This is a genomic window from Roseateles toxinivorans (assembly GCF_004362525.1).
Classification (GTDB): Bacteria; Pseudomonadota; Gammaproteobacteria; order Burkholderiales; family Burkholderiaceae_C; genus Paucibacter; species Paucibacter toxinivorans.
In genome coordinates, this window is sequence record NZ_SNXS01000013.1 from 79,317 (window position 1) to 102,755 (window position 23,439).

The 23,439-nt window shown below is 66.5% G+C and carries 29 protein-coding genes and 1 pseudogene; 2 read left to right on the plus strand and 28 right to left on the minus strand.

Translation table 11 applies throughout. The annotated features are described in order from the left end of the window. Positions 1–55 precede the first annotated feature (55 nt). The 27 genes from DES47_RS26010 to DES47_RS26140 all read right to left on the minus strand — a co-directional run bounded on the left by DES47_RS26010 (position 56) and on the right by DES47_RS26140 (position 21,416). On the minus strand, positions 56–439 hold the full coding sequence (locus DES47_RS26010; RefSeq protein ID WP_133703699.1) for a RidA family protein: 384 nt from the start codon (positions 437–439) through the stop codon (positions 56–58). A gap of 53 nt (positions 440–492) precedes the next feature. Continuing rightward, positions 493–1,647, minus strand: coding sequence for a tetratricopeptide repeat protein (locus tag DES47_RS26015; protein ID WP_166652178.1), 1,155 nt, complete (start codon positions 1,645–1,647; stop codon positions 493–495). A 44-nt stretch (positions 1,648–1,691) separates the two neighbouring features. Further along, a complete protein-coding gene (locus DES47_RS26020; RefSeq protein WP_133703701.1) occupies positions 1,692–2,426 on the minus strand; it encodes a sigma-70 family RNA polymerase sigma factor in 735 nt (244 codons plus the stop codon). A 15-nt stretch (positions 2,427–2,441) separates the two neighbouring features. Then, positions 2,442–3,164 (minus strand): flagellar type III secretion system pore protein FliP, encoded by a 723-nt coding sequence (gene fliP, locus DES47_RS26025; protein ID WP_166652179.1) that lies wholly within the window; start codon positions 3,162–3,164, stop codon positions 2,442–2,444. Continuing rightward, entirely contained in the window at positions 3,161–3,517 is a 357-nt protein-coding gene (locus DES47_RS26030; RefSeq protein WP_133703702.1) for a hypothetical protein, read from the minus strand. The genes fliP and DES47_RS26030 overlap by 4 nt, the downstream gene beginning before the upstream one ends. 15 nt (positions 3,518–3,532) lie before the next feature. Then, positions 3,533–3,847 carry a FliM/FliN family flagellar motor switch protein gene (locus DES47_RS26035; protein WP_133703703.1) on the minus strand — a complete coding sequence of 105 codons (315 nt, stop codon included), beginning with the start codon at positions 3,845–3,847 and terminating at the stop codon, positions 3,533–3,535. 20 nt (positions 3,848–3,867) lie between these two features. Next, positions 3,868–4,692 carry a FliM/FliN family flagellar motor switch protein gene (locus tag DES47_RS26040; RefSeq protein ID WP_133703704.1) on the minus strand — a complete coding sequence of 275 codons (825 nt, stop codon included), beginning with the start codon at positions 4,690–4,692 and terminating at the stop codon, positions 3,868–3,870. After that, a complete protein-coding gene (locus DES47_RS26045; RefSeq protein ID WP_133703705.1) occupies positions 4,689–5,867 on the minus strand; it encodes a flagellar hook protein FlgE in 1,179 nt (392 codons plus the stop codon). Before DES47_RS26045 ends, DES47_RS26040 begins: the two co-directional genes overlap by 4 nt. A 16-nt stretch (positions 5,868–5,883) precedes the next feature. Then, on the minus strand, positions 5,884–6,297 hold the full coding sequence (locus tag DES47_RS26050; protein ID WP_133703706.1) for a flagellar hook assembly protein FlgD: 414 nt from the start codon (positions 6,295–6,297) through the stop codon (positions 5,884–5,886). Beyond that, positions 6,285–7,328, minus strand: coding sequence for a hypothetical protein (locus tag DES47_RS26055; protein WP_133703707.1), 1,044 nt, complete (start codon positions 7,326–7,328; stop codon positions 6,285–6,287). The genes DES47_RS26050 and DES47_RS26055 overlap by 13 nt, the downstream gene beginning before the upstream one ends. Continuing rightward, entirely contained in the window at positions 7,325–7,786 is a 462-nt protein-coding gene (locus DES47_RS26060; RefSeq protein ID WP_133703708.1) for a hypothetical protein, read from the minus strand. Before DES47_RS26060 ends, DES47_RS26055 begins: the two co-directional genes overlap by 4 nt. Continuing rightward, positions 7,783–9,108, minus strand: a complete 1,326-nt coding sequence (locus DES47_RS26065; protein ID WP_133703709.1) for a FliI/YscN family ATPase — start codon at positions 9,106–9,108, stop codon at positions 7,783–7,785. Before DES47_RS26065 ends, DES47_RS26060 begins: the two co-directional genes overlap by 4 nt. Next, the gene (locus DES47_RS26070) at positions 9,108–9,890 is read right to left on the minus strand and encodes a FliH/SctL family protein (RefSeq protein ID WP_166652180.1); all 783 of its coding nucleotides are present in this window, start codon (positions 9,888–9,890) and stop codon (positions 9,108–9,110) included. The genes DES47_RS26065 and DES47_RS26070 overlap by 1 nt, the downstream gene beginning before the upstream one ends. Beyond that, positions 9,887–10,474, minus strand: a complete 588-nt coding sequence (locus DES47_RS26075; RefSeq protein WP_133703711.1) for a hypothetical protein — start codon at positions 10,472–10,474, stop codon at positions 9,887–9,889. The genes DES47_RS26070 and DES47_RS26075 overlap by 4 nt, the downstream gene beginning before the upstream one ends. A 20-nt stretch (positions 10,475–10,494) precedes the next feature. Further along, positions 10,495–11,961, minus strand: coding sequence for a flagellar basal-body MS-ring/collar protein FliF (gene fliF / locus DES47_RS26080; RefSeq protein ID WP_243748471.1), 1,467 nt, complete (start codon positions 11,959–11,961; stop codon positions 10,495–10,497). Between the two features lie 21 nt (positions 11,962–11,982). Next, positions 11,983–12,306 carry a flagellar hook-basal body complex protein FliE gene (fliE, locus tag DES47_RS26085; protein WP_133703712.1) on the minus strand — a complete coding sequence of 108 codons (324 nt, stop codon included), beginning with the start codon at positions 12,304–12,306 and terminating at the stop codon, positions 11,983–11,985. Further along, positions 12,303–12,749, minus strand: a complete 447-nt coding sequence (locus DES47_RS26090; protein ID WP_133703713.1) for a flagellar basal body rod protein FlgC — start codon at positions 12,747–12,749, stop codon at positions 12,303–12,305. Before DES47_RS26090 ends, fliE begins: the two co-directional genes overlap by 4 nt. 9 nt (positions 12,750–12,758) lie before the next feature. Next, positions 12,759–13,139 carry a flagellar basal body rod protein FlgB gene (flgB, locus tag DES47_RS26095; RefSeq protein ID WP_133703714.1) on the minus strand — a complete coding sequence of 127 codons (381 nt, stop codon included), beginning with the start codon at positions 13,137–13,139 and terminating at the stop codon, positions 12,759–12,761. A gap of 21 nt (positions 13,140–13,160) precedes the next feature. Next, positions 13,161–14,288: a flagellar basal body P-ring protein FlgI gene (locus DES47_RS26100; protein WP_243748472.1), complete on the minus strand. Its 1,128-nt coding sequence runs from the start codon at positions 14,286–14,288 to the stop codon at positions 13,161–13,163. 12 nt (positions 14,289–14,300) lie between these two features. After that, positions 14,301–14,834: a flagellar basal body L-ring protein FlgH gene (locus DES47_RS26105; RefSeq protein WP_243748473.1), complete on the minus strand. Its 534-nt coding sequence runs from the start codon at positions 14,832–14,834 to the stop codon at positions 14,301–14,303. A 74-nt stretch (positions 14,835–14,908) separates the two neighbouring features. After that, positions 14,909–15,628 (minus strand): flagellar basal body P-ring formation chaperone FlgA, encoded by a 720-nt coding sequence (flgA, locus tag DES47_RS26110; RefSeq protein ID WP_166652181.1) that lies wholly within the window; start codon positions 15,626–15,628, stop codon positions 14,909–14,911. Positions 15,629–15,633: 5 nt separating this feature from the next. After that, a complete protein-coding gene (locus DES47_RS26115) occupies positions 15,634–16,431 on the minus strand; it encodes a flagellar hook-basal body protein (protein WP_133703718.1) in 798 nt (265 codons plus the stop codon). A 1-nt stretch (position 16,432) separates the two neighbouring features. Next, complete coding sequence (locus tag DES47_RS26120; protein WP_133703719.1) at positions 16,433–17,179, minus strand: flagellar hook-basal body protein; 747 nt, start codon at positions 17,177–17,179, stop codon at positions 16,433–16,435. Positions 17,180–17,204: 25 nt separating this feature from the next. Further along, positions 17,205–19,265, minus strand: coding sequence for a flagellar biosynthesis protein FlhA (locus DES47_RS26125; RefSeq protein WP_133703720.1), 2,061 nt, complete (start codon positions 19,263–19,265; stop codon positions 17,205–17,207). After that, positions 19,262–20,359 carry an EscU/YscU/HrcU family type III secretion system export apparatus switch protein gene (locus tag DES47_RS26130; RefSeq protein WP_133703721.1) on the minus strand — a complete coding sequence of 366 codons (1,098 nt, stop codon included), beginning with the start codon at positions 20,357–20,359 and terminating at the stop codon, positions 19,262–19,264. Before DES47_RS26130 ends, DES47_RS26125 begins: the two co-directional genes overlap by 4 nt. Next, positions 20,359–21,141: a flagellar biosynthetic protein FliR gene (locus DES47_RS26135; protein WP_243748474.1), complete on the minus strand. Its 783-nt coding sequence runs from the start codon at positions 21,139–21,141 to the stop codon at positions 20,359–20,361. The genes DES47_RS26130 and DES47_RS26135 overlap by 1 nt, the downstream gene beginning before the upstream one ends. 8 nt (positions 21,142–21,149) lie before the next feature. Continuing rightward, positions 21,150–21,416 (minus strand): flagellar biosynthetic protein FliQ, encoded by a 267-nt coding sequence (locus DES47_RS26140; RefSeq protein WP_133703743.1) that lies wholly within the window; start codon positions 21,414–21,416, stop codon positions 21,150–21,152. 404 nt (positions 21,417–21,820) lie between these two features. On the opposite strand from DES47_RS26140, the gene DES47_RS26145 reads away from it, so the two are divergent. Further along, on the plus strand, positions 21,821–22,069 hold the full coding sequence (locus tag DES47_RS26145) for a DUF3297 family protein (RefSeq protein ID WP_133703722.1): 249 nt from the start codon (positions 21,821–21,823) through the stop codon (positions 22,067–22,069). Positions 22,070–22,433: 364 nt separating this feature from the next. Here the strand turns inward: DES47_RS26145 and DES47_RS26150 are convergent, their stop codons facing one another. Then, entirely contained in the window at positions 22,434–23,126 is a 693-nt protein-coding gene (locus DES47_RS26150; protein ID WP_243748475.1) for a dihydrofolate reductase family protein, read from the minus strand. Between DES47_RS26150 and DES47_RS26155 the strand changes: the two are divergent. Continuing rightward, positions 23,062–23,205: pseudogene (locus DES47_RS26155) on the plus strand (DDE-type integrase/transposase/recombinase); the annotation flags it as partial. The gene DES47_RS26150 and the pseudogene DES47_RS26155 overlap by 65 nt on opposite strands. Between the last annotated feature and the right edge of the window lie 234 nt (positions 23,206–23,439).

The window sequence follows — 23,439 nt, forward strand, 5'->3', positions numbered from 1 at the left end:
ACTTCGTGCGGTCCCGCCAAGCGGTAGTTCGCCCCTTCGGACGGCCGGGCGGGGCTCATCGACTCTTGCGGGCCGTGACCTCGATCTCGATCTTCATCCTCGGGTCGGCCAGGCCGGCCGAGATCATCATCGCCGCCGGTCGCACTTCGCCGAAATACTTGCGCAGCACCGGCCAGCAGGCCGGGAACTCGGCGGCATTGGGCAGCACGTAGGTGACCCGCACGATGTCGGTGAACCCGGCACCGGCTTCACTCAGCGCGGCACCTATGTTCTTCAGACATTGCTCGGTCTGCTCCAGCAGGTCATCGGCCACCGTCATGGTCTGGTAGTCGAATCCGGTGGTGCCCGAGACGAACACCCATTCGCCATCGACGACGGCCCTGGAGTAGCCGATGTCGTGCTCGAACGTGGAGCCGGAACTGATCAATCGTCGGGACATGATGGGCCTGGGCGTTGGAGAAAGTTGCCGGATTCTGGCACGGCTGTCGCCCGTCAAGGCCCGCCCGTCCGCTTGGCCAGCAGGGCCACGATGCTCTCGCCGTCGGGCGTTGCCTGCGAGCCGAACAGGCGCTTGGCCAGCGCCAGCAGCCGGGTGCGATCGACCTCGGGATCGTCGAGCAGCAGCTGTGCATAGTGGCCGGCGACGCTGCGCACGTCCAGACCCAGGGCGCGGCGGATCGCTTCAGCAGCCTCGGCCCGCCGCCCGGCGGCGACCAGCGCGACGCCCAGGCCGCCATGGCTGTCGGCGAAGTTGCGGTCCAGGCTCAGGGCGTGGCGGAAGGTGGCCTCGGCCATCGCGAGATCGCCCTGCAGCAGCGCGGTCCATGCCAGGCCATGCCAGGTGCCGATGTGCTCCGGCATCAACCGGCAGGCCTGTTCGTAGGCCGAGCGAGCGCCAGGCAGGTCCTGATTCAACAGGCGCGCAGCGCCCAGCGTGGACAGCACACGGCCGTCGTTCTCGCGGCCGGCGGCCAGCCGCTCGCAGCGCTGCAGCGCCTCGGCCGGATCGCTCCCGGCCAATGCCAGACTGGCCCGCGCCAGGCCGGCCTCCAGCTGGGCGGGCTGTGCGGCCAGCGCCTGGTCGGCCCAGCGCAGGGAGTGGTCGAACTGGGCGGCATCCAGCGCCACCAGGCTGAGCACGCCGGCGCCTGTGGGGCTCAGCGTGCGGGCCTGTTCGCGCAACTGCCCCCACTCCAGTGCCGCATCCAGGCGACCGGCCCGGTGCAGCAGGCGCAGCCAGGCCTCCTCGACCATGGCATCCAGCAGAGCGTCGGGCGGCAGCGCCTCGATCAGCGCCTCCAGGGCGGCCAGTCCCTCGGCGACGCGGCCCTGGCGCAAATGGATCTGTGCCACGTCGGTGGCCAGCACCAGCCGGGCCGGGTCATCCAGTAGCGGGTCTTGTTGCAGCTCGCCGAGCAGCGCCAGCGCCTCGGGCCACCGCTGGCGCGCCATCGCCAGATGCGCCCGGTGCAAGGCCCATTGCCTTGGCGCGTGGCCCAGCGCCTGGGCCTGCTGCAGCAATGCCTGTGCCTGATCCCACAGCGACTCGGCGCAGGCCGCGGCAAAGGCGTCCTGAAGCAGCCCGGCGTTGCCGGGGTCTTGCTGCAGATAGCTGTTCAGGCGGGAGAATCGGCTGCTGTCGGCCATCGCGGGATTCCTTGGGTTGGCAGGATTGTGCAGCGGCCAGGGCCCTAGCCCAGTCGCTCGCGCAGGCTCAGCAGGGCGGCCCTGTGCACCTGGGAGATGCGGCCCTTGCTCAGGCCCAGCTCGGCGGCGATCTGCTCGAAGGGCTGGGCCTGCAGGTAGTGGCCGGTGATGACATGCCGGTGCTGTTCCGGCAGCTGCGCCACCGCCTCCAGCAAACACCGCCTCAGCTGGACCAGCTCGACCTCGGCGTATTGCGGCACGGGTCCGAGCTGTCCGGCAGGTTCGCCCTCGGCGATCATGCCGCTGTCTTCGAGCAGATAGCCCAGGGCCAGGCCGATGCCGATCTCGGCCAAATGGGCCAGCACCCCGCGTTCGGCGACGCTGCTGGTGTCCAGCAGTGAAGCCAGGCGGGATTGCTGGATGCGGCGCCGGGCGGCGATCTGACGGTGGCGTTCGGTCAGGGACTCCACGCCATCGAGGATGGCGCCGCGAATCCGGTAGGCGGCGAAGGTCTGAAACTTGACGCCGCGCCCGGCATCGAAGCGGTCTATGGCCTCGACCAGGGCCAGCGAGGCCAGCTGGAAGTAGTCGCCAAACTCGATGGCGTCACCGAAGCGGCCCGCATACAGGGTGGCGGCATGCATGCGGGCATAGGGCAGGTAGTGCTGGATCAGACGCTGTCGCATGGCGGGGTCGCGGTGCCGGGTGTAGAGGCCCCACATCTCGGCCTCGTTGCCGTCGTTCGGCGACGGAGGTCGGGCCGGGTCCGGATCGAGCACGGCGCGCCCACGAGCTCAATGGAATGAGCCGACGACGGCGCGCAACAGGAGCCCCCAGCCGTCGACCAGCACAAACATCAGGATCTTCAGCGGCAGGGCGATCGTCACCGGCGGCATCATCATCATGCCCAGGGCCATCAGGATGCTGGAGACCAGCAGGTCGATGAGCAGGAAGGGCAGGAAGATCACGAAGCCGATCTGGAAGGCCGCGCGCAGCTCCGACACCATGAAGGCCGCGGCCAGCTGGGGCAGGGGCACTTCGTCGAGGCTGGCGGGCGGTGGCCTCTTCGACAGCTCGACCATCAGGCCGATATCGGCCTCCTGCGTCTGGCGCAGCATGAAGCCGCGCAGCGGTTGGATGCCGAGGTCGATCGCTGCCCCTGTGTCGAGTCGGCCTTGCATCAAGGGCTGCACCGCCAGTTCGTTGATCTGCGTCCACACCGGGGCCATCGTGAAGGCCGTCAGCAGCAGCGCCATGCCGATCAGCACCACGTTCGGTGGCGTCTCGGGCAGGCCGATCGCATGCCGGAGCATGGAGAGCACGACGACGATGCGCAAGAAGGAGGTCAGACAGACCAGCAGCGCCGGCAGCATCGCAAGCAAGGTCAGACCCAGCACCATCTGTATCGGCGTGCCCCATGCCTGCTGCCTGGGTGCGAGGTCTTGAGCAAAGGCCGGCAGCAGGCAGCTGACGGTCAACGCGGCAGTGGCGATGCTGCGGGCAGGCATAGCCCTCATCGATCCGCCTCCTCGTGCTGAGGGGTTTGCGGTGCGGGCGGTGCGCGGTCCAGCAGCGTCGGCGCATGGCCCCTGCAGATCGAGATCAGGGCCTGGCGGCCGTCGGCCCACTCGATGGCATAGAGGGTTGTCATCACATCCAGCTTGAGCTGGGCCCTGAGCCGCAGCACCGATGCCACCGGCCTGCCCGTGCCCGATGGAGTCGGCCGACGGCTCCGCCGCAAGTACCAGACGCGCAGCCAGCAGGCCAGCGCCACCAGCGCCAGAACACCCAGCAGCGCCAGGCCGGGCCCGGGAATGTCGGGCCAGGACGGGCCGACCGGCAGGCTGGGGGGTTGTGGGCTCTGGGGCATGGGCGGGCTCGGCGATCAGGGGGCCTTGCGTGGGAGTTCGGTCAGCTGTATGCCGAAGTGCTCGTCCACCGCAACGAGGCGGCCGCGCGCAATCACATGGCCTTCGAGTACCAGGTCCACCAGGCTGTTCACCTCGCGATCCAGGCGCAGCACCTGGCCGGCCTGGGCCGACAGCAGTTCGCCCACCGTGAGCTGCACCTCGCCGACATGAACCTCCAGGCGAGCCGGCACGGCCCGCAGGCCTTCCAGGGAGATGAGACCGATGCCCGGCCCGGTGCTGTTGTTCGAGGCGAGCTCGGGGAATTCGATCTTGTGCAGTCCGCTGGTCATGGTGGGTTTGAGGCTATCGATCAAAGGGCCGGGGCAGGGAGTTGATCGGCGGCGGGGAGCGTATCCAGGCGAACCGCGACCTGCTTGCCAAGCTGTCCCAGGTGGGCGCCGGCCAGCGGAGCCATCGCCTTGCCTCGGCCTGCGGCCAGCGCGGCAAGGGCGGGTGCGTCCAGCGGGTGGTCCAGCCGGATGACATCGCCGACCTGCAACTCATTGACCGCGCCCAGACTCAGCTGCACCGGTGACAGCATGATGCGAAGCTGCAGGGGCCTTTCGGCCAGTGCCCGATCCACCGTCACCAAGCCGGGCTGCGGGAGTGATGTGGACGGGCAGGGCAGTTCGCCACCCGGGAGCAGGGCCAGTGCGGCCTGCTGCGGCAGCCAGATCTCGGCCGGTGGCACATGCTGCCTGCTCGGCAGTGTCAGGCCAATCCGCAGGTCGCCGAACTGCAGGAGTCGCGGCGCTGCTGCCTGATGCGGGACGGAATCGCTGGCCGGCGCGAGCCCCAGCAGCTTGCAGCAGCAATCAATGAAGCTTGTCATCGCCTCGTCCCTCACCCGCTGCTCCACGGGGGAAGGACTGCGATCCGGCCCGCCTATCACCGCAGCGATCAGCTGATGATGGCCGCAGATCCAGGCCGGCTCGCCGGCATGCGTGCCCAGGGGCTGCCAAGGCGGCGTGTCTGCCGGCGCAGGCACCGTGACCAGATGATCCACCTGCGCCTCGGCCGGGCCCATGCGCCACTCGGCACACCAGTCGGTCCAGGCGGCCTCCACCATGGACCTGATATGAGCCCGCTGTTCGTGGCGAAGCCGGGTGATAGTGCGCAGGGTGGCGGTGCTCATTTGCCCCTCATGGCGAAGAGCTGCTCGATCATTTCATTGGCGGTCGAGACGATTTGCGAGGAAGCCTGGTAGCCCCGCTGCATGATGACCAGCTCGCCGAATTCCTTGGACAGATCGACGTTGGAGAACTCGATATATCCCGGGCGCAGGGTGCCGAAGCCACCCGTTTGCGCAGGACCCAGCTGCGCCTCGGCCGAGCCGGAGGCCTGGAACTGGTTGTCTCCGGAGGCCTCCAGCGCTTCGTCCGACGCGAAGCGGGCCAGGGCCAGGCGCTTGCCCTTGGCCGTCTGTCCGTTCGAGTATTCGATGCTCAGCAGGCCGGCGGCATCGAAGGAGACCTTGCTCAGGCTGCCCGCCTGGAAGCCGTTCTGGCTGGCGAATGCGAGCGTGGACAGATTGCCGGTGGCGTAGGACGTGACCTCGGTTCCGAAGTTCAAGGTCAGCGGCATCTCGGCCTGGCCTATGGGTTTGTAGTTGATCTTGATCTCGCTGCTGCCGGCGACCGGCAAGCCGTCCTTGAAGAGAATCGTGCCGGTGCCGACCTCGGTGCTGCCGTCCAGCACCGACACCAGCCACGACCCTGGCTTGGCGGGGCTCTCGCTGGTGAGCTTCAGCGACAGGGCGTGGTTGCCGCCTGCGGCATCCAGCACATTCACGTTGGAGACCGTCTGGTCGGTGGCCGAACTGGACAGATTGCCCTTGAAGGCGACATTGCTGCTGGCCCTCGGCGCGCTGACCCTGAGCCCCGACAGGTCTATGCTGCCCAGACGGCCGTCGGCATCCAGCCCCTGCACCGCCGACTTGTCGTTGCGATTGACCAGCACCCCCTTGGCATCGAACTCGAACTGGCCGGCCCGCGTGTAGCGCGTCTCGCCGGCAAGGTTCTTGAGCACGAACAGGCCAAGGCCGTCGATCGCCAGGTCGAGGTTGGCGCCGGTCTGGCGCAGATCGCCGGCCTCGAAGTTCAGGCTGGTGGAATAGGTGTTGATGCCCGCACCGTAGCGCGAGGCATCGGCCGTCAGTGATTGCGAACCGGCGAACACCATATTGCCGAACTGCAGCCTCGCCCCCTTGAACCCCGGCGTGTTCATATTGGAGGTGTTGTTGCCTATGACCTTGATGCCCTTGGAGAAGCCCGCCAGGCCCGCCATTCCGATAGAGATGGAGTCAAGCATGGGATGTCCTCGTCTGTCAGTTGCTGGTGCGTACGGTGGCGATCTGGCTCAGCAGAATGCCTGCGGTGACCGTGCCGTCGCTGGCGCGCACGGAGATGCTGGGTTGGTCGCCGGACAGCGACAGCGCGAGCACGGTGCCGGAAAGCGTGCCGTCTGCGGTGCTGACATCGACCGATCGGCCTATCAGACCGACCGACTGCAGTGAGGCCTGGGTGGTCAGCAACGAGTCCATCTTGCTGTTCAGCTGCTGCGCCTGCTCCAGCGCCGTGAACTGGGCCATCTGCGCCATGAAGGCCTGGTTGTCCATGGGCTTCAGCGGATCCTGAAAACTCAGCTGCGTGATCAGGATCTTGAGAAAGTCCTGCAGTCCTATGCCGCTGGCCGCCGAGGCGGTTGATCCACCGGGTGATATCGCGCCTATGTCGGCCATCTTGATGCTCCTCGGTCTTGCGTCAATTGCTCGTCGTCAGGGCAGGACGGCCCGCGCGACACCGGTTTGCAGTCAATCGCGATCGGCTTGCCGTTGCAGACCAGGCCCGCCAGTCGGAGCCGGGCAGGGACGAGGGCCTCATCGACCCAGCGGCGCAGCTGCGCGTGCGACAGATTGACTCTGCCATCCTTGCCCACCCAGACATGGATCTCATCGCCATGCCACTCGGCATGCAGCCGCAGGGACTGCTGCTGCTCGACAGGCGCGCGGGCCGATGGTCGCGATGTCGCCGGCTCGGTATCGACCGCTTCGGGGTGTGTGCGGCGAACGAGCTCGGCGGGGCGGTTCATCGCCCGGGGATGCGCCTGCACGGGAGGCGTCCGTGCGCCAGCCGTGACATCGGGCGCGGCAGGCGCAGCGGACCGTGAACACGGAACGTGCGTGGCGACCTGCTTTGCTTTGCTTGCGGTCGGCGCCACTGCGGGTCTGGCCCGCGCCGCAGGCAGCTCCGGATCGAGATGTAGCGCGGACTGTGCGGTGTCGACGGGGCCAGAGGAGTGGCGCGTCATCGGGTTCTGCCTGTCTTGCTGCGGGTCGGCCGCCCGCTCGGTTCGATCCATGACCGGCACCGGCCGCGGTTCACCGGTCAGGCGCGGCGCATCGCCCCTGTGCTCGTTGCCGCCGTGCCGTGCTTCGATCGCGTGATGCACCTGGGGCCTTGGCAAGACGACGCTGTGATGGGCGTATGCGCTCATTTTCAACGGCATGTTGTTCAAGTGAGCGTGAGCATCCGGGCCCGGAAGCTGAGGCGCGCCACCAGTCCGCGACGAGGTGAGGCTGCGGCCGTCTTGTGCAGCTCCGGCAGCAGTAGCCTGCCCTTCCCGCCATGTCGGCCCTGTGAACCACATCTGCGCCTGGGCCTTCTCCATCTCTCGCAGCCAGACCGAGGCGGCCGGCTGATCGTCCGGACGTCGATCTGCGGCTTCGGATCGCGACAGCTGGCGCGTTGCAAGGGAGTGATCAACCCTCATTCGGCATGCTCCTGAATGCGCTGCCAGGCGATGCGAGCGAGCACATCTGCATCCAGCCTGTTGGCCGAGGACTGCAGGGCCTGGGCGATGAAGGCGGCCTGGGCCGCCCGCTGGACGCTCTCGAGGCCCAGCAGACGCAGCTGGCAATCCTGGCAGTGCTGCCGCGCCCGTTGGAGCTGCACCTGGGACCGGTCAAGAGACTGCCTGGCCAGGGACTCGGCATGGATGCCGCGGACGACCTGCTCCAGACGCAGCGGGTCGACGGCCGCGGCCTGGGCCGGGCGCATCGCGGCGACGCTGGCCTGAAGCTCGGCCCGCGCGGCCTGCAGCGAGGCCTGTTCCGCGTCGCGGGCCCGGGTGGCTGCCGTCCGTCTGGACTGCAGCTTGATCAGCCGCCACTCAAGCATCTGCCGGGCATCCACAACAGGAGGCGTGAATCCGCGCAGGTCGGAGCTCATCGCTCGCCGTCCTTGCCGTTGCCGACAATGGCCTGCAGGCGCCGCATGGCGGCGTCGCGCGGGAGGACCTCGCGCCCCTGGCACAGAAAGTCCCGCAACGCGGGCTCCAGACCTATGGCACGGTCGAGTCCGGCATTCGAGCCCGCGTCATAGGCGCCGATCTCTATCATCTGCCGATGTCGCGCCAGCAGGGCCAGCGTGGCCCTGGTGCGGTGGACCGTGTCGCGTTCGGCGTCCGGGATGAGTCCGTCCATGACGCGGCTGCTGCTCTTCAGTACATCGATGGCGGGGTAGTGCGCCTGGTGGGCCAGCTCGCGCGAGAGCACGATGTGGCCGTCCAAGGTGGCACGCAGGCAGTCCGAGATCGGTTCATTGAAGTCGTCACCCTCGACCAGCACGGTCAGCAGGCCGGTGATGGCGCCGCCGCCCTCCGCCGCGCCCAGCCGCTCGCACAGGGCGGGGAGTTCGGCGAACACCGACGGGGTGTAGCCCCGGGCGGTGGGGGGCTCGCCGGCCGACAGGCCGATCTCCCTGCGCGCCATGGCCAGGCGCGTGATCGAGTCCATCGTCAGCAACACGCTGGCGCCGCGATCCCTCAGCCACTCGGCCAGCGCCACTGCCGCATAGGCCGCGCGAATGCGCATCGGCGCGGCCTGGTCGGAGGTGGCCACCACCACGATGGACTTCTTCAGGCCCTCGGCGCCCAACTGCTCCTCGATGAACTCCCGGACCTCGCGCCCGCGTTCGCCGATCAGCGCGATGACGTTGAAGTCTGCGTCGGCCTGCCGGGCCATCATGCCCAGCAGCGTGCTCTTCCCCACGCCGCTGCCGGAGAAGATGCCCACGCGCTGGCCCCGCCCCAGGGTCAGCAGGGCATCGATGCAGCGCACGCCGCTTTCCAGCAGTGTGTCGATGCGAGGTCGCTGCAGCGCGGCGGGCGCTTCACGCCTGAGGGGCTGGCGGTCACCGAGTCGGGGCAGGGGCTTGCCGTCAAGCGCGGCGCCAAAGCCGTCAATGACGCGGCCCAGCAGTTCGGTCCCGACGGCGATGTCGGGCGATGGCCCCGAGGCGTGGACCAGGGCGCCCAGGGCCAGCCCACGCAGCTCCGCAAAGGGCAGCAGGGTGATGGTGTCCCCCCGCACCGCGACGACCTCGGCCAGGTTCGACCCGGGGCTGCCGGCGCAGGCTCCCAGGCTGCACAGATCTCCGATCGCGGCACGCAGGCCGACGGCCTCCACGATCAGTCCCGAGATGCGCTCGACGCGACCGACCCTGGCCGGCAACGAGGCAACCGAGGTCATCGTTTGCAGCTCGGCCAGCATCAACTTGGCTCCTCGCTGGAAGTGGGCGCGGCGGGGCATTCGGCCGACGTCGCCCACAGCTGCATGAGCCGATCCAGCTGGGTACTCATGGAGATGTCCAGCTGGAGCCGGCCGACCTGTAGCAGGCAGCAGCCGGGCTCCAGGCTGCTGTCGGCGCTGATCTCGATGTCATCGGCGGGCTGCGGCAAGCAGGTGGAGGGCGCGCCGTCTGCAATCAGCTGCCAGTCTTGTGCGTTGAGAAGAATCCTGGCCGGGGCGCCTTGTTGAAACACCTTCAGCCCCTGCGCGATCAAAGCCTTGAGATGATCCCGCCTGTGCGTCTGGTCGCCCAGCATCTTGCAAAGTGCTTCAAAGGCCAGGGCGACGCTCAGGGGTTCGATCCGGCGCAGCTCGGCGGAGCAGGCCTCCTGCTGTCGAAGCAGTGCTGCCTTGAGCGCATCGACCCCGGCTGCCAGCTGCCTGGCGCGCTGCCGGTTCTGCTCCGCGAAGTCGGCCACCAGCTCTCGTTTGAGCGTGTCGAGCTTCCGTTCCATCTCCTGGTTCGCCCGCGCCAGGCCTTCCTCATAGCCGAGGCTGAAGCCGTCGGCGCGCGTCGGCTCGGGCGCGGCGGCCACGGCAGGGATCGCCTCTGGCGCCGCAGCGGGCAGGGGCCTGATTCCGGCAATACCTGGCTCGCTCGAAGCCAGGGCGGCATCCGGTGGCAGCGGATGCCCCAGCCGGCGCGGCTGAGGAAGCAGATGCAGGCCCTTCAACACCACGGGTTCACTGTGCCTGAGGCTCATGGCCGGCCCCCCTTCTTCAGCAGATGTGCGAGCCATGCTCCGGCACGAGACCGGAACCCTGCAGCCGCAGTGCGGCGGTCCGGGCTTGTGGCCGGATACTCGTCGGCGCTCTGAAGCAGGGCCCTCAGCAGCGACTGGTCGACCCGACGTGCCGCGCGGGACCCAGCGTACTCAGCCGTCCAGTACGGTCGTTGCTCCTTGATCTCCTGCTGCTTCAACGCGGGCATCCGATGCAAAAGGTCGGCCTCCCAGGGCCACGGCGCCATGGCCAGCAGGCGGGCGATGACGTCGGCCGGCTCGCTGCGCAGCAGCCCCTCGACGCTGTCGACGGGCAGCGCCGACAGCCGACGAATCAGCGCCTGTGCGGGATCGACCGGCGCCGGGCTTGCGCCATCGGCCACGGGGAGCGCTTGGCGCAGCAGTTCCGGCTGCCTAGGGATGCCCAGTTGCTCAAGTTCGACCAGCAGTCCTCTCAGTGCGGACTGCTGCTGATCGGCCAGGCAATCGAGCAGCCAGGCCCGGTCGTCTGCGCCGACCGAGTGCAGCAAGAGAGCGCAGCGTCGCATGCCCTCGGTCTCAAACACAGCCGGCCCATGAGCAGGGCTCATGGCGAGACCTCGACATGCCGATCGGTCGATGGCCGGGGCTCGTCCATCCAGCGCCGTATCGTCAGCAGGGCCTGCTCGCGTTCGATGGTGGAGAGGGCGGCTGGCGCGTGCCTGCTTCGTGCCTGCGCGCGCAGCTGGAACACCAGCCCTCCCAGCAAGCCGAGCGTCAGCAGGCTGGCCAGGGCGATCAGAGAGGGCACCATCGGCAGTGGCTCCCGATCGGAGGCGGGCGGCGTGGTGGGCGCACCGGTGGGCGCTGGATGCTCTGTCTCCAATGGCGTGGCGGTCAGGTCCTCGGATAGCGGTGCCGATGCTCCCAGCATGTCCAGCGACTGGACGATGACCGAGTCGCCGCGCTCTGGCGAAGCGCCCACAGCGGCGCCCACCAGCGAGCGCAGCTGTTCGAGCTGGGCCGGCTGGAGACCCTGCTTGATGACGGCCAGCACCTGAAGCCGCGTGATGCCGCCGGGACGCCGGACGACCTGCTCCACCCGCCGACCCACCTGGTACTCGATGTCGCGTACCGAGCTGCCGGGTGGGGTGACGGCACCGTCTTTGCCGGCCACGCCGAGGCTTGCATCCTTGAGAGACTCGCGCTCCCGCACCACGATGCCCGCAGGCGGCTCGCCCTTTGCGTTGGCGCCGACCACATCCTCCGAGGTCACCCGCACCTGATTCATGTCCAGGGTGACATTGACGCTGGAGACATAGCGGCCCTGGCCGTAGGCCTGGGCCAGCAGGTCCGACACCTTCTGGTTCAGATGGCGCTCGACCTCCTGCTGGAACTCGATCCTCGTGCCGGCCGTACCCGTTTCCTCCTGAAGCGGGTCCGGGGTGAGGGCCACGCCCTGCTGGTCAAGCACCGTGACGTCCGTCGGCCTGATCCCGGTCACGGCGGCCGACACCAGGCGCTGGATGCCCAGCACCTGGGCCGGCTTCAGTGCCCGATGACGCTTGAGGCCCACCGTGACGGAGGCCTTGGCCTGCTGCTGATGGCGCTTGAACAGGCCTTCGTCGGCAAAGGCGATGTGCACGCGGGCGGAGGCGATCTCGGTAAGCGACAGAATGGTCCGGGTGATCTCGCCCTGCAGCGCGCGCTGATAGTTGACCTTCTGGGCGAACTCGGTCATGCCGAAGTCGTTGTTGTTGAACAGCTCGAAGCCCACCGCGCCATGCAGGGGCAACTCCTTGGACATCAGCTTGAGGCGGGTCTGGTGCACGATGCCTTTGTCGACGATCAGCGAGGCGCCGTCTTCGCCGACTCGGTAGGGCACCTTCATGCGCTCCAGCTCGGCACTCATCGCCGAAGCGTCCTGGGGCGTCAGTCCGGAGAACAGCGTCTGCTGCTCAGGGCGTAGCAGGGTCAGGGCCGCCCAGGTCAGCGCCGCAGCAATGACGAGCAGGCCGATGCCGAGGCCCAGGCGAGCGCGCCCGTTCAGTCCGGTCAGCAGTGGTCGCAGCACTGGGTGTCCCCCTCTGAGCCTCTAGATCTGCATCCGCATCAGATCCTGGTAGGACTCCACCAGGCGGTTGCGGACTTGCAGAAACAGTTGGAAGGAGGTGCGGCTTTCCTCCAGCCTGATCATCACCTCGTGCAGATTCCCGATGCCGCCTTGGGCGAGGTCGCCGAGGCCCTGCTGGGCGCGCATCCAGTCCGCGTTCACCGCCTGCAGACCGGCTGTCACAAGCTCGGTGAAGCCGGTGCCAGCCACGACGCGCATCGTGTCGTGGCTGCCTCCTGTTGCATCGATTGGCAGGGGCGGGCGGATGCCGGCCAATGGGGGCAGGAAGTCGATCGACGCGCTCATGAGCCTGATCCGATGTCGAGGGCACGCAAGGCCATCGTGCGTGAGGCGCTCAGGGCCGCCACATTTGCCTCATAGATGCGCACGGCGGTCGCGAGGGTCATCATCTCGGCGGCGATGTCGACATCCGGCTGGTAGACATGGCCTTGCGTGTCGGCCCATGGATGACCGCGATCCAGCACGCGACGCGCCTCACCGGGGCGGTTCTCGATCTGGTAGCCGGGTACGGCCAGTCCCTGGTGCACCATATTGAGAAAGGCTCCGCCCGAGCGGCTGCCCGTCCCCAGCGAAGACGCCGCCACGACCAGGCGTCTGGCCTGGTAGCCCGCCTGCTCGTGGCCCGCCACCGTACCGGCGTTGGCCAGATTGGCGGCCGCGACTTCGTAGCGAGCGCGCTCGATATTCATGCCGGCGGCGCTGATGGCGAAGGCGTTGTGATAGTCCACGTCAGCTCCTTAGCGACGGCCTTCGGTGGCGGCGCTGTGCAGGATGCTGAAATGCCGGGACAGGGCGCGCATCAAGGCCTGGTAGTGAAGGCTGTTCAGTGCCATCTCGGCGATCTCCTCGTCCAGCCGTACCGTGCGCCCCAGACCATCTGCACCGAGATCGGGGCCGACCTGGGCGGCTTCAACCCGCGGGTGGGTGGGCTCGGCGTGACGCGGCTCCCCCGTCCACCCCGGCCACTGTGCCTGCAACTGGTCGCTGAAGCTGAGCCTCTGTCGCGCATAGCCGGGGGTGCCGGCGTTGGCGATATTGGTGGCAATGACTTGCTGGCGAAGGCTCGCAAGGTCCAGCGCGGATCGCAGCAGGTCAAGATTGAGGGCTTCGATGTTCATGGGCTGAACCTGAGCTGGGGTTTACTGGATGATCAACTCGGCGTGCAAGGCGCCTGCCGCCTTGACCGCCCGCAACACGGAGATGATGTCCCGCGTGCCGATACGCATGCGTGTCAGCGCCTGCACCAGGTCGGCGACCGTGTTGCCGCCGCGGAGGAAGGTGGCGGTCTCCCCTTCGCTGACGTCAACGCGGTGGTTTCTGACGAGGGCGGTGTGTACCGCCGGGTTCGATCCGCCCAGCACCAGGGGTTGGACTGCATGGGTCTCTGACGCAATCGACACGCGCAACTCGCCGTGTGACACGGCGATGCTGGAGATGCGCACATGGCCCCCCGCCACGACGGTGCCCGTGCGCTCGTTGATGACGACCTTGGCGCGCCGGTCGGGAGTGACGGAGACGTTTTCCAGCAGGGCGAGAAATGCGACCGGATGCTCGCGGTGTGCTTCGGGAAGCTGGACCTCGACACCCGATGCATCGCGAGCTTCGGCCAGCTCGCCGCCGAGCTGCCGGTTGACGGCCTCGGCCAGTCGGGCCGCGGTCGTGTAGTCGGGTTCATGCAGGACGAAAGTCACCGAGGTCAAGGGCGTCGCCCCCTGCGGCAGCGCCGCCTCGATGGTGGCTCCGCCCGGAATAGCGCCGGCGGTCGGGTGGTTCTTCTGCACCACATTGCCGTTGGCGTCGTAGCGATACCCGCCGACGGAGAGCGCCCCCTGCGCGAGCGCGTAGATCCGGCCGTTGGGGGCCTTCAATGGAGCCAGCAGCAGTGATCCTCCGACGAGACTGCGGGCGTCGCCGATTGAGGTGATGGTCACATCAACGGCATCGCCGGGCCGGGCGAAAGGCGGAAGCTGTGCCGCAACCAGCACGGCGGCGACATTGCGGCTCTGTACCTGATCCGGCGCGACGCTCAGGTTGAACTGCGACAGGACGTTGGACAGCGCCTGCCGCGTCGCGCGGTTGCCGGGCGCATCGCCGGTGCCAGCCAGGCCGGTCACGATGCCGTAGCCCACCAGGGCGTTCTCTCGCCAACCCTGGATCTTGGCTATGTCCTTGGCGCGCATGGCCTCGCCGGCCACTGGCGCGCCCGCAGCCAGGGGGCAGAGCAGCACCGAGCAGCAGGCCAGCAGCAGCGCTCGGGCAATAGGCATGACGCGGCTCATCTACAGGCCCAACCAGTTCATGACGCGGTGCCACCAGGCCGCCCGCTGGCTCTCGGTCATGTCGCCGGCACCGACGTAATCGATCCTGGCCTCGGCCAGCCGGCTGGACAGCACGACATTGGCCTCGGAAATATCCTGCGCACGCACCTGGCCCTCGATGCGAATGCGCTGCTGCTCCCGGTTGATGACCAGCAACTGCTCGCCGGCCACGCGCATATCACCGTTGGCCAGCACGGCCACCACATGGACCGACAGCTGCGTCAGCAGGCGGCCGGTACGGGCGGTGCGGCCCCCGCCGTCGAACTCGCTGCTGGCGGCCAGGTTCAACTCCTGCTGACGTCTGCCGGCGCTGAGGTCCATTCCTGTCGCACTCTTGCGCTGCGTGCCGGAGTCCGCGCTGGCCGCGGCGGACGCATTCTCAAGCACCTGTATCGTCAGCAGGTCACCCACCCGATAGGCCTTGCGATCACCAGTCAGGGGGCGGAAGGACGATTCGTCGTACAGGCTCTGCGCCCTGCACGAGTCTGGTGGCACCAAGCAGGCCAACGCGCAGGCCAAGGCGCAGGCCCGTGAGAGGCCGCACAGTGCGGGGCCTTGTGCCTGCTGCCTCATCTTGCCTCCAGCCTTCCGCGAGCGAGCACGCGCGCCACCACCGATTGGGTCGATCCCAGCGGCCTCACGAGAAGCCAGTCCCCGGTGCTTCCGCTCTGCAGGGCCAGGGCCTTGTGGCTGGCGGTGACCGACTCCTGTTGTGCCAGCAGCGTCACGACATCGCCGGCAGCGACGTCAACTTCGGGCGCCAGCATGTCCCGACTCAGTATCTGACCCGGCTTGATCGATCTGAGTAGACGCTGCCGCTCCGGAATGACCTCGAGCCAGGGTTGGCGGGGCAGACCGGCCACATCAAGCAGCTCGGAGCGGAAGTCGCCCGGCTCAGCGGCATGGCCGACTGGCAGATGCCTGGCCGCGACCCAGACCGGCCGAGGCGCCCGAATCCTGGCGGCGAGCGGAATGACGGCGCTCAACCGGCCTTCCACCCGCACTTCCACCGTCGCCTGGACATGGGCAGGAATCAGGCCACGGGTGTCCGGCAGAGCTCGCAGCCGCAGTGTCAACGTACCTGTGGGAACGGGCACCGCCGAACGTTGCCGTGCCGACGCGAATTCGATCTGCAGGTCCGGGGTGCCGAGCCAGTCAAGGATCGCGGCGGTGGCTGCATCCTGCAGGGTCGATATGGGCAGCTCACGCCCGAGTCGCTCCGGCATGGGGCCAGCGAATAGGGCGCCTGATGCCACGGCGACCGTCCCGGCGAGCACTTTGGCGAGCATGGGCATCACTTCCTGAGGTTGTTCGCCATCGCCAGCATTTCGTCCGAGGCCTGCACCACCTTGGCGCTGGCCTCATAGGCGCGCTGGGCCAGCATCAGCCCGACGTACTCGTCCACCAGCCTGACGTTGCCGCCCTCGACATGGCCTTGCTTGATGGTGCCAAAGCCGGCCTCACCGGGCAGGCCGGAAATGGCGTCGCCGCTGGCTTCATTCGATCGGTAGAGGCCATCGGCCATGGGCTCCAGCGCCGATGCATTGCCGAAGCGAACCAGATGAAGCTGCCCCAGCTCGACACGATGGCCTTGGGCGGATGAGCGCGCCGAGATGCTGCCGTCCGCGGCTATCGTCATGGACTGGGCCCCCTGCGGAATGAAGATCGCCGGCTTGAGGGGAAATCCTCCCGGGGTCAGCAGCGCGCCGTCGGCGTCCAGCCTCAGGCTGCCGCCTCTTGAGAACGCGCGCGAGCTGTCAGGCATCGTGACCTCCAGAAAACCGTCGCCATCTATCATCAAGTCGTGAGGCCTGTCGGTCCTCTTGGGCTCGCCGGGATCGAACAGGATCTTCACCGAAGCCACGCTGACACCGACCCCGCCCGACCGATGACCCGTCAGGCCCTGTGGCAGACCGGGCGTTGATCGGTCCACCGAGCCGGCTTCGGCTCCCTGGGTGACCAGGGCCGCAAAGTCCACCCGCGAGCGCTTGAAGCCCGGCGTGCTCATATTGGCCAGGTTGTTGGAAATCGTCTCGACATGGAGTTGCTGGGCCGCCATGCCCGTGGCCGCTATCTGCAGTGCGTTCAACATGTCATAGCTCCCCGAGCTTGCGCAGCGCCGTGCCCATCATCTCGTCGTAGCCCTGCGCGACACGATGCAGGGTTTCGAAATGCCGAACCGTACGTTGCAGCTGGAGCATTTCATGGGCCGTTTCGACGTTGGACCCTTCAAGAAACCCTTGCTTGATGGCCACCTCACCGACGGCCATCAGGCGCATTGCACCCTCGGCCACGTAGAGACCTTCGCCTATGCTGGTGAGGCGGGTTGGCTCCTCGGCGACGAGCAGTCGCAGCTGCCCCCGCGCTTGTTCCTCTTGCTTCAGCGTGCCATCTGGGGTTATCACGACCGGTCCCGGATTCAGGTGCAGCTCACCGGTGTGCCCGATGATCGGCCACCCCGATGCGGTGACCAGTCGTCCTTGCGCATCGAGCTGGAACTGGCCGCGTCGCGTATAGGCCGGCCCCTGAGGCGTGGCGATTTCAAAGAAGCCCGCACCGCTGATGGCGAGATCAAGCGGCTGTGCGGTCTGCTTCAGGCTTGCCGGCCGCAGGTCAAGCAGTACCTCGGCGCCGTGAGACCTGGCGTCGTCAGTGACATGTGCTGCCGATGCGGTCAACATCGCCGGGAACCGCGGCTCGATACTGCTGAATCTGCGCCCAGCCAGGATCTCCCGCTTGTATCCGGGCGTGAGTTGGTTGGCCAGGTTGTTGGCGATCCGTTCGAGCGATGCCACGTTGCGCTGCATCGCAATCAGGGTGGAGTTCATCAGGTCCTGCATGGCGCATCGCTCCTCACCGTCGTCCCTACAGCGCCACCACGGCGAAGGACTTCAGCTCCACGTTGTTGGGCACTTCGGCCATCGAGAGCACGCGCAGATGGGGCAGAACGCGCTCGGACAGGGCGCGAATCTGCCGGCGCAACTCGGGCGAGCACAGCAGCACGGGCAGGGTGTTGCTCTTCATCATGCGGTCGGCGGCGTGGGCAAGCTTGCCCAGCATCTGCTCGGTCAGCTTGGGATCCAGGCCATGGCCGCTGCCGCCTTCCTGGCCGCGCACGGCCACCACCAACTGACCCTCGATCAAGGGGTCCAGCGTCAGCACCTGCAGGGCTTGGGCCTCGCCCATCAGTCCCTGGCAGATCGCCGGGCCTAGGCGTTGACGGACACGCTCGCTCAGCTGCCCTAGGTCCTTGCAGCTGCGAGCGCCCTCGGACAGGACCTCGAGAATGGCTTCGATATTGCGTATGCTGACCTTCTCCCTGAGCAGGGACTGCAGCACCCGTTGAATCTCGCTCACGGTCAGCAGCGTGGGGATCAATTCCTCGACCAGGGCCGATTGACTTTCTCTCACGCGGCTCAGCAGCCGGTCGGTCTCGGCACGGGTCAGCAGAGTCGCCGACTCGCGCCGCAGCACCTCCGTCAAATGGGTGAGGATGACGGTCTCTGCATCGACCAGGGTGTAGCGCGCCGCCGCTGCCAGGTCCCGATGTTGCGGGTCTATCCATACCGCGGGCAGACCATAGCTAGGGTCCCTGGTGATCTCACCGGGAACTGATCTCACGTCTCCGGCCGGGTGTATGGCCAGCAGCTTGTCCGGAGGCGCCTCGCCGCGCCCCAGCAGCACGCCATCGATATGGATCTCATAGTGATGAGCGCCTAGCCTCGTGCCGTCTTTCAGGCTGATGGGCGGCAGCACCAGGCCGTAGTCCAGCGCATGCTGCCGACGGAAGCTGGCGACCCGCTCCATGAACATGCTCCCGCCCCCATCCGTCTTGATCAGCGGTGTCCAGCCTGAGCCGACCCTGAGTTCGATCGGCGCCAGCTTCAGCTCCGCATAGGGGTCGGCGGCGGCCCGAGCGGCAGCGTGCGAATCGTCAGGCTTTGGAACTGGCGACTGCCGGGTGGCACGGGTGCCGGCTCGGGTGGAGAGCCAGGCAGCGAGCAGGGCCAGTAGGCTCAGGGCAAGGGCCTGCCACGGAGGTATGCCGGGCAACAGCAGCAGGCATGCCAGCGTTGCGGCGACCAGCACCAGCGTCTTGGGGTGGGAGCTGATCTGGCGGAACACCTCGCGACTCAGATCGCTGTCGGAAGCCGAACGCGTCACGATGATGCCGGTGCCCACGGCAATGACCAGGGCCGGCACCTGGGTCACGATGCCGTCGCCTATGGTCAGCAATGTATAGGTCTGAAGCGCCTGTGACCACGGCATGCCGAGCTGCATCGTGCCTATGACCACGCCGCCGACGATATTGATCAAGAGGATGACGATGCCGGCGATGGCATCGCCCTTGACGAATTTGCTGGCACCGTCCATCGCGCCATAGAAGCCGGCCTCCTTCTCCAGCGTCTTGCGCCGACGCTGCGCCTCGGCCTGGTCGATGAAACCCATATTGACGTCCGCATCGATGCTCATCTGCTGGCCCGGCATGCTGTCCAGCGTGAATCGGGCGGCGACCTCGGAGACACGTTGCGCACCACTGGTCACGACCACGTACTGAACCACGATCAGGATGAAGAAGACGATCAGGCCGATCACATAGTTGCCGCCCACCACATGCGCACCGATCGCCGCGATAACCTGGCCGGCACTGGCGTCCGACAGGATCAGGCGCGTTGCCGCCACATTCAAGGAAAGGCGAAACAGGGTGGCAATCAACAGCAGCGACGGGAAGGTGGAAAACTCCACCGGCTTGGGCATGTAGAAGGTCAGCAGCAGTATCAGGAAGGCGAATCCGAAGTTCGCCAGAATCAGGAAGTCAAGCAAACCGGGAGGGATGGGCGCGAACAGCACCACCATGACGCCCATCACTAGCAACACCAGGGCCACATCGCTTTGCCGGCCGAAGAATCGTTCGAGCCCGCTCATCGGATCGCTCCCTCTGGCGCAGGTGCCCGCTTGCTGGCCTCGCGCATGGCCAGCACCCACACCATCAGGCGAGCCACCGCGGCATAGTGCTGCTCGGGAATCGGTGCATCGGTGGCCACCTCCGCATACAGCGCACGGGCCAGGCTGCGGTTCTCCACCACCGGAATGCGGTGCAGCGCCGCGATCTTGCGCATCGCGTCGGCCACCAGGCCGTGGCCCTTGCCAAGCATGACCGGGGCCGCCATGGCGCCGTGCTCGTAGCGCAGGGCCACGGCGAGGTGAGTGGGATTGGTGATCAGTACATCGGCCTTGCCCGTCAGGCTCAGCATCCGGCTGCGCTTGAGCAACTCGCGGCGCAGCTCCCGGATGCGGGCGCGGATGCGTGGATCTCCCTCCCTGTGTTTGTGCTCGTCCTTGAGTTCGCGCTGGCTCATGCGCATCTTCCGGGAGAACTCGCGCAGGGTGTATGCGTGGTCAATTGCGGCGATCACCAGCATGGCCAAGGCCAGCTTCAGGCCCACAGCAGACAGGTCGTCGAGCAGCAGGCGCACAAAGCCCTGCGAGGGCATGCCGGCAATCTGGTGAAACTGCGGCATCAGCGCAGTCAGCGCGCCATAGACCACATAGCCCAGCAGCGACAGCTTCAGCAGCGTGCGCATCGTGTCGAACAGCGTTCGCGTTGAAAAGACCCGCTTGAAGCCGGTCAAGGGGCTGAGGCGGCTCCAGTCTGGCTTGATCGGGTGCGGACTGAGCAGCGGACCGGTCTGCAGCAGATTGGCTGCCACAGCTGTCAGCATAATTGACAAAAAAAGCGGAGCTGCAAGCAAGCCGGATTGTGTCAGTGCATGCCGGGTCAGGACCCAGAGCGTCCAGCCGTGCTGATCGCTTTGCCCCAGGCCCGCCAGCAGCAGGCGGTCGAGTTGAAACTGTTCGCGGACCTTGTCCCAGCCATGGACCTGCAGGAAGACGATGGCCATGCCAAAAACCAGCGCCGAGACAAGGTCGGCGCTCTTGGCCACCTGGCCCCGCTTGCGTGCCTCGGACAGCTTGTAGGGCGTGGCCGCGGCACTGCGATCAAGTTCTTGCTCGGCCATCAGCGGAGTACTCCGTTCCAGAACGAGAAGATAGACGCGTAGGCATGGCTCATGGCCGCCCCTGCGCCGCCAAGCCAGAGTGACAGGGCGGCGATGCCGGCCAGCACCTTCAACGGCAGTGCAAGCGCGAACATATTCATCTGTGGCACGTTGCGTGCCAGGACACCCAGAGCAAACTCCAAGAGCATCAGGCAGAACACCACCGGCGCCACCAGCGCAAAGCCCAGGCTGAACAGGCCACCGCCCTGCTTGGCCAATACGACAATGGCAGGCTCCAGCGGCCAGGAGGCGCCTGGTGGGAACCGCTCGAAACTCATCTGAAGCCCTAGCAGCAGGGTCGCAAAGGCGCTGCTGGAGAAAAAGCCGACCAAGGCCAGCTGACTCATGGCCCCGCTCAGTATCGGCACTTGATGTCGAGAAACGGGATCGAGCACCTGCCCCATCCCAAAGCCGATCTGGACGTCCAGCAGGCGTCCGCCCATGGAGAATGCTGCAAAAGCCATGTTCACACCAAGGGCCATCACCGCGCCCAGGCCCAGCTCTCGCAGTGCCGCCGCGGCCAATTCCCAGGTGCTGGCTGCCGCCAGCGGCGAAGTGATCTCCAACCCCAGGCCCAGGCAAGTGGACAGGGCAAGGGCCAAGGTCAGACGCACCAGCAGCGGCACCGCAGCGCCAAAGGTGGCGGACATCAGCATCAGGCTGCTCAGCCGCATGAAGACCAGAAAGAGGATCGTGGCCCGATCAGGGGCAAGCATATCTGCAGCCAGGGCGGGCGCGTTCATGGCATCGCTCAGAACATATGGGGGATGTCGAGCCAGAGCCGGGTCATGTAGCCTGCGAGGACTCGCAAGATCCATGGCCCGAACACAATCAGGGCTACGGCGGCCGTGATCAGCTTGGGCACGAAGGTCAGGGACATCTCCTGGACCTGGGTCACGACCTGCGCAATGCTGATCATCAGACCGACAAGCATCGTCGGCCCCAGGACGAGCAGGCAGATCAATAGGCCGGTCCATAGAAGGGCCGACATCATCTGCAGCGCCAAGTCAGCATGCATGGTTTCCACCTTCCCTCAAAGGCGCGGTCACGCCTGTGTCGAGTCGAAGACCTTCGGCATCCCCTGATGCGGAATGACCTCCTCAGGTCGCGGAACAGCGGGCTTGATACCCGTACACCATCTGGACTGCTGCGGCACATTCCGATTGAAGTGCCGTCGAATTTTTGTTCGCTCGCATGATTCTGCACTTGAGCGAATAACAAAACAATATCTATCAACGCAATTTCTATGAGCACTCCGGTCGCCTTCCCGCCTGGCTGCCCGAAATTGGTGTTTTCCCTAGGTCGGGCCTCTGGCGCGGGTTGGCGTCGCACTGGCTCCGTCGATCCAGAGGCGGCCGACCCAGGCTGGGCCGAATCGCGGAGAATTGAGGGCTATACCTGACAACTTAAGAGAATCGTCCCATGACCGAAGCCGAAAATCGTCCCCCCATGCCCGACCGCCTGTGCGTGGATCCTCGCAGTCCGCACCACATTGCCGCCGTGTTCGAGCATGAGATTGGTGTACGCCTGAACGACAAGGAGCGCTTTGATGTCGAGGAGTACTGCATCAGCGAGGGCTGGGTCAAGGTGCCCGCCGGCAAGACGCGTGACCGCAAGGGAAACCCGATGATGATCAAGCTGAAGGGCCGGGTCGAAGCGTTTTATCGCTGAGTCCATGTGGCATGGGTGAGCCACTTTGCTGTGTGTCGGTGGCGGCCGCCTGGTGCCTGCGAATGGCGTCTGCCAGCCAAAGGGGGCAAGAAGTCACTCAGCCGGGCCCGATGCAAGCAGATTGCCAAGGAACTCAACGATCGTCCGCGCGAAAGGCAAGGATTCAAAACACCGACCGACGTCTTCCGGCCGTGCTAGCGGTGTTGCACTTCAAGGTTGAACTCAGGCACCACGCGCTTGAATTTTCCGCCAGGCGGCGACCACCGGCAATTTGGAGGTGAGGATGAAGAATGCCTACATCACTCCGCAGACGAAGCCCGGGGCGGCTATGAGCGATCGGTAGGCGACATGACCTATCGCCAAGTCAGCGCGCGCGCCGGTAGTGCATGGCGACCGCGCCGTTGCGGAGCGGCTTCGCTGAGATCAACTCGAGCCGTCGCGTGATGGGCAACCCGCTCTCGTACAAGGTCGGCCCGCGACCGGCGATCCTGGGGTGGACGAGTAGCTTGTACTCGTCGATCAAATCCAGCCGATCCAACTCGGTCGCGAGCTTGCCGCTACCGAGGAGCACGCCGTCAGGGGTCGCGTCCTTGAGCTTCTGTACGCCCGTGCGCAGGTCGCCGGCGATGTGGTGGCTGTTGGCCCATGGAAAGTCCGATCGAGTCGAGGACACCACGTACTTCTGCTTGCCCTCAAGCTTGATCGCCCACTCCCGCATCGCCGGCGGTGCCTCCGCGTCGCCGCGGGCCACCGCTGGCCAGTAGCTCTCCATCATCTCGTAGGTGACGCGGCCCCACAGCATCGCCCCGCCGTCGTCCATGAGGCGGGTGAAGAAGGTGTGTGTCTCGTCGTCGGCGATTCCTTGCTGGTGGTCGACGCAGCCGTCCAGGGTGACGTTGATACTGAAGGTCAAGAGTCCCAAGGTCTCCTCCGTTCGAGATACGCGGCGAGGCGCCCGCTGCCTGTGACGATGGGCAGACACCCGATCGCCGGACCAGGCCGCGCGGTTCAGAGGCGACCCGGCAGCCGTTCGTGCGGACAACGGTCCGGAGTTCACCAGCTGGGCCTTCATCGCCTGGACGCAGGAGCATGGCATCAAGCATATCCTGATCGAGCCCGGGCGCCCCATGCAGAACGACATCTGGCTTGAATTAGAGCGCGCCCGCCGGACTGTGAATACGTCCTTGCTTCGCTGAGCTTCTTGCCTCTCCGCCACGGCCATGCCGGCCTCAGCCTGCTTGAGGAACCCGATGATCTGTTCCTCGGTGAATTTGCTCTTTCTCATGTCCGCGATTCTCCTGAATTGCGGACCCCTGCTCGTTTAGATTGGTACGGCAGGATGGGAGCAGGTCAATCGCGCCGAGCGCTGC

Excerpts from the sequence above, each read along its gene's own strand:
- flgA (WP_166652181.1), bottom strand. The coding sequence starts at position 15,628 with ATGCTCGCCAAAGTGCTCGCCGGGACGGTCGCCGTGGCATCAGGCGCC.
- DES47_RS26040 (WP_133703704.1), bottom strand. The coding sequence starts at position 4,692 with ATGAGCACCGCCACCCTGCGCACTATCACCCGGCTTCGCCACGAACAG.
- DES47_RS26135 (WP_243748474.1), bottom strand. The coding sequence starts at position 21,141 with ATGAACGCGCCCGCCCTGGCTGCAGATATGCTTGCCCCTGATCGGGCC.
- DES47_RS26100 (WP_243748472.1), bottom strand. The coding sequence starts at position 14,288 with ATGCCTATTGCCCGAGCGCTGCTGCTGGCCTGCTGCTCGGTGCTGCTC.
- DES47_RS26065 (WP_133703709.1), bottom strand. The coding sequence starts at position 9,108 with ATGCTGGCCGAGCTGCAAACGATGACCTCGGTTGCCTCGTTGCCGGCC.
- DES47_RS26010 (WP_133703699.1), bottom strand. The coding sequence starts at position 439 with ATGTCCCGACGATTGATCAGTTCCGGCTCCACGTTCGAGCACGACATC.
- DES47_RS26140 (WP_133703743.1), bottom strand. The coding sequence starts at position 21,416 with ATGCATGCTGACTTGGCGCTGCAGATGATGTCGGCCCTTCTATGGACC.
- DES47_RS26060 (WP_133703708.1), bottom strand. The coding sequence starts at position 7,786 with ATGAGCTCCGACCTGCGCGGATTCACGCCTCCTGTTGTGGATGCCCGG.
- DES47_RS26120 (WP_133703719.1), bottom strand. The coding sequence starts at position 17,179 with ATGCAGGACCTGATGAACTCCACCCTGATTGCGATGCAGCGCAACGTG.
- DES47_RS26145 (WP_133703722.1), top strand. The coding sequence starts at position 21,821 with ATGACCGAAGCCGAAAATCGTCCCCCCATGCCCGACCGCCTGTGCGTG.
- DES47_RS26115 (WP_133703718.1), bottom strand. The coding sequence starts at position 16,431 with ATGTTGAACGCACTGCAGATAGCGGCCACGGGCATGGCGGCCCAGCAA.
- flgB (WP_133703714.1), bottom strand. The coding sequence starts at position 13,139 with ATGAACATCGAAGCCCTCAATCTTGACCTGCTGCGATCCGCGCTGGAC.
- DES47_RS26015 (WP_166652178.1), bottom strand. The coding sequence starts at position 1,647 with ATGGCCGACAGCAGCCGATTCTCCCGCCTGAACAGCTATCTGCAGCAA.
- DES47_RS26055 (WP_133703707.1), bottom strand. The coding sequence starts at position 7,328 with ATGAGGGTTGATCACTCCCTTGCAACGCGCCAGCTGTCGCGATCCGAA.
- fliP (WP_166652179.1), bottom strand. The coding sequence starts at position 3,164 with ATGAGGGCTATGCCTGCCCGCAGCATCGCCACTGCCGCGTTGACCGTC.
- DES47_RS26030 (WP_133703702.1), bottom strand. The coding sequence starts at position 3,517 with ATGCCCCAGAGCCCACAACCCCCCAGCCTGCCGGTCGGCCCGTCCTGG.
- DES47_RS26050 (WP_133703706.1), bottom strand. The coding sequence starts at position 6,297 with ATGGCCGACATAGGCGCGATATCACCCGGTGGATCAACCGCCTCGGCG.
- DES47_RS26070 (WP_166652180.1), bottom strand. The coding sequence starts at position 9,890 with ATGAGCCTCAGGCACAGTGAACCCGTGGTGTTGAAGGGCCTGCATCTG.
- DES47_RS26125 (WP_133703720.1), bottom strand. The coding sequence starts at position 19,265 with ATGAGCGGGCTCGAACGATTCTTCGGCCGGCAAAGCGATGTGGCCCTG.
- DES47_RS26130 (WP_133703721.1), bottom strand. The coding sequence starts at position 20,359 with ATGGCCGAGCAAGAACTTGATCGCAGTGCCGCGGCCACGCCCTACAAG.
- fliE (WP_133703712.1), bottom strand. The coding sequence starts at position 12,306 with ATGAGCGCGTCGATCGACTTCCTGCCCCCATTGGCCGGCATCCGCCCG.
- DES47_RS26035 (WP_133703703.1), bottom strand. The coding sequence starts at position 3,847 with ATGACCAGCGGACTGCACAAGATCGAATTCCCCGAGCTCGCCTCGAAC.
- DES47_RS26045 (WP_133703705.1), bottom strand. The coding sequence starts at position 5,867 with ATGCTTGACTCCATCTCTATCGGAATGGCGGGCCTGGCGGGCTTCTCC.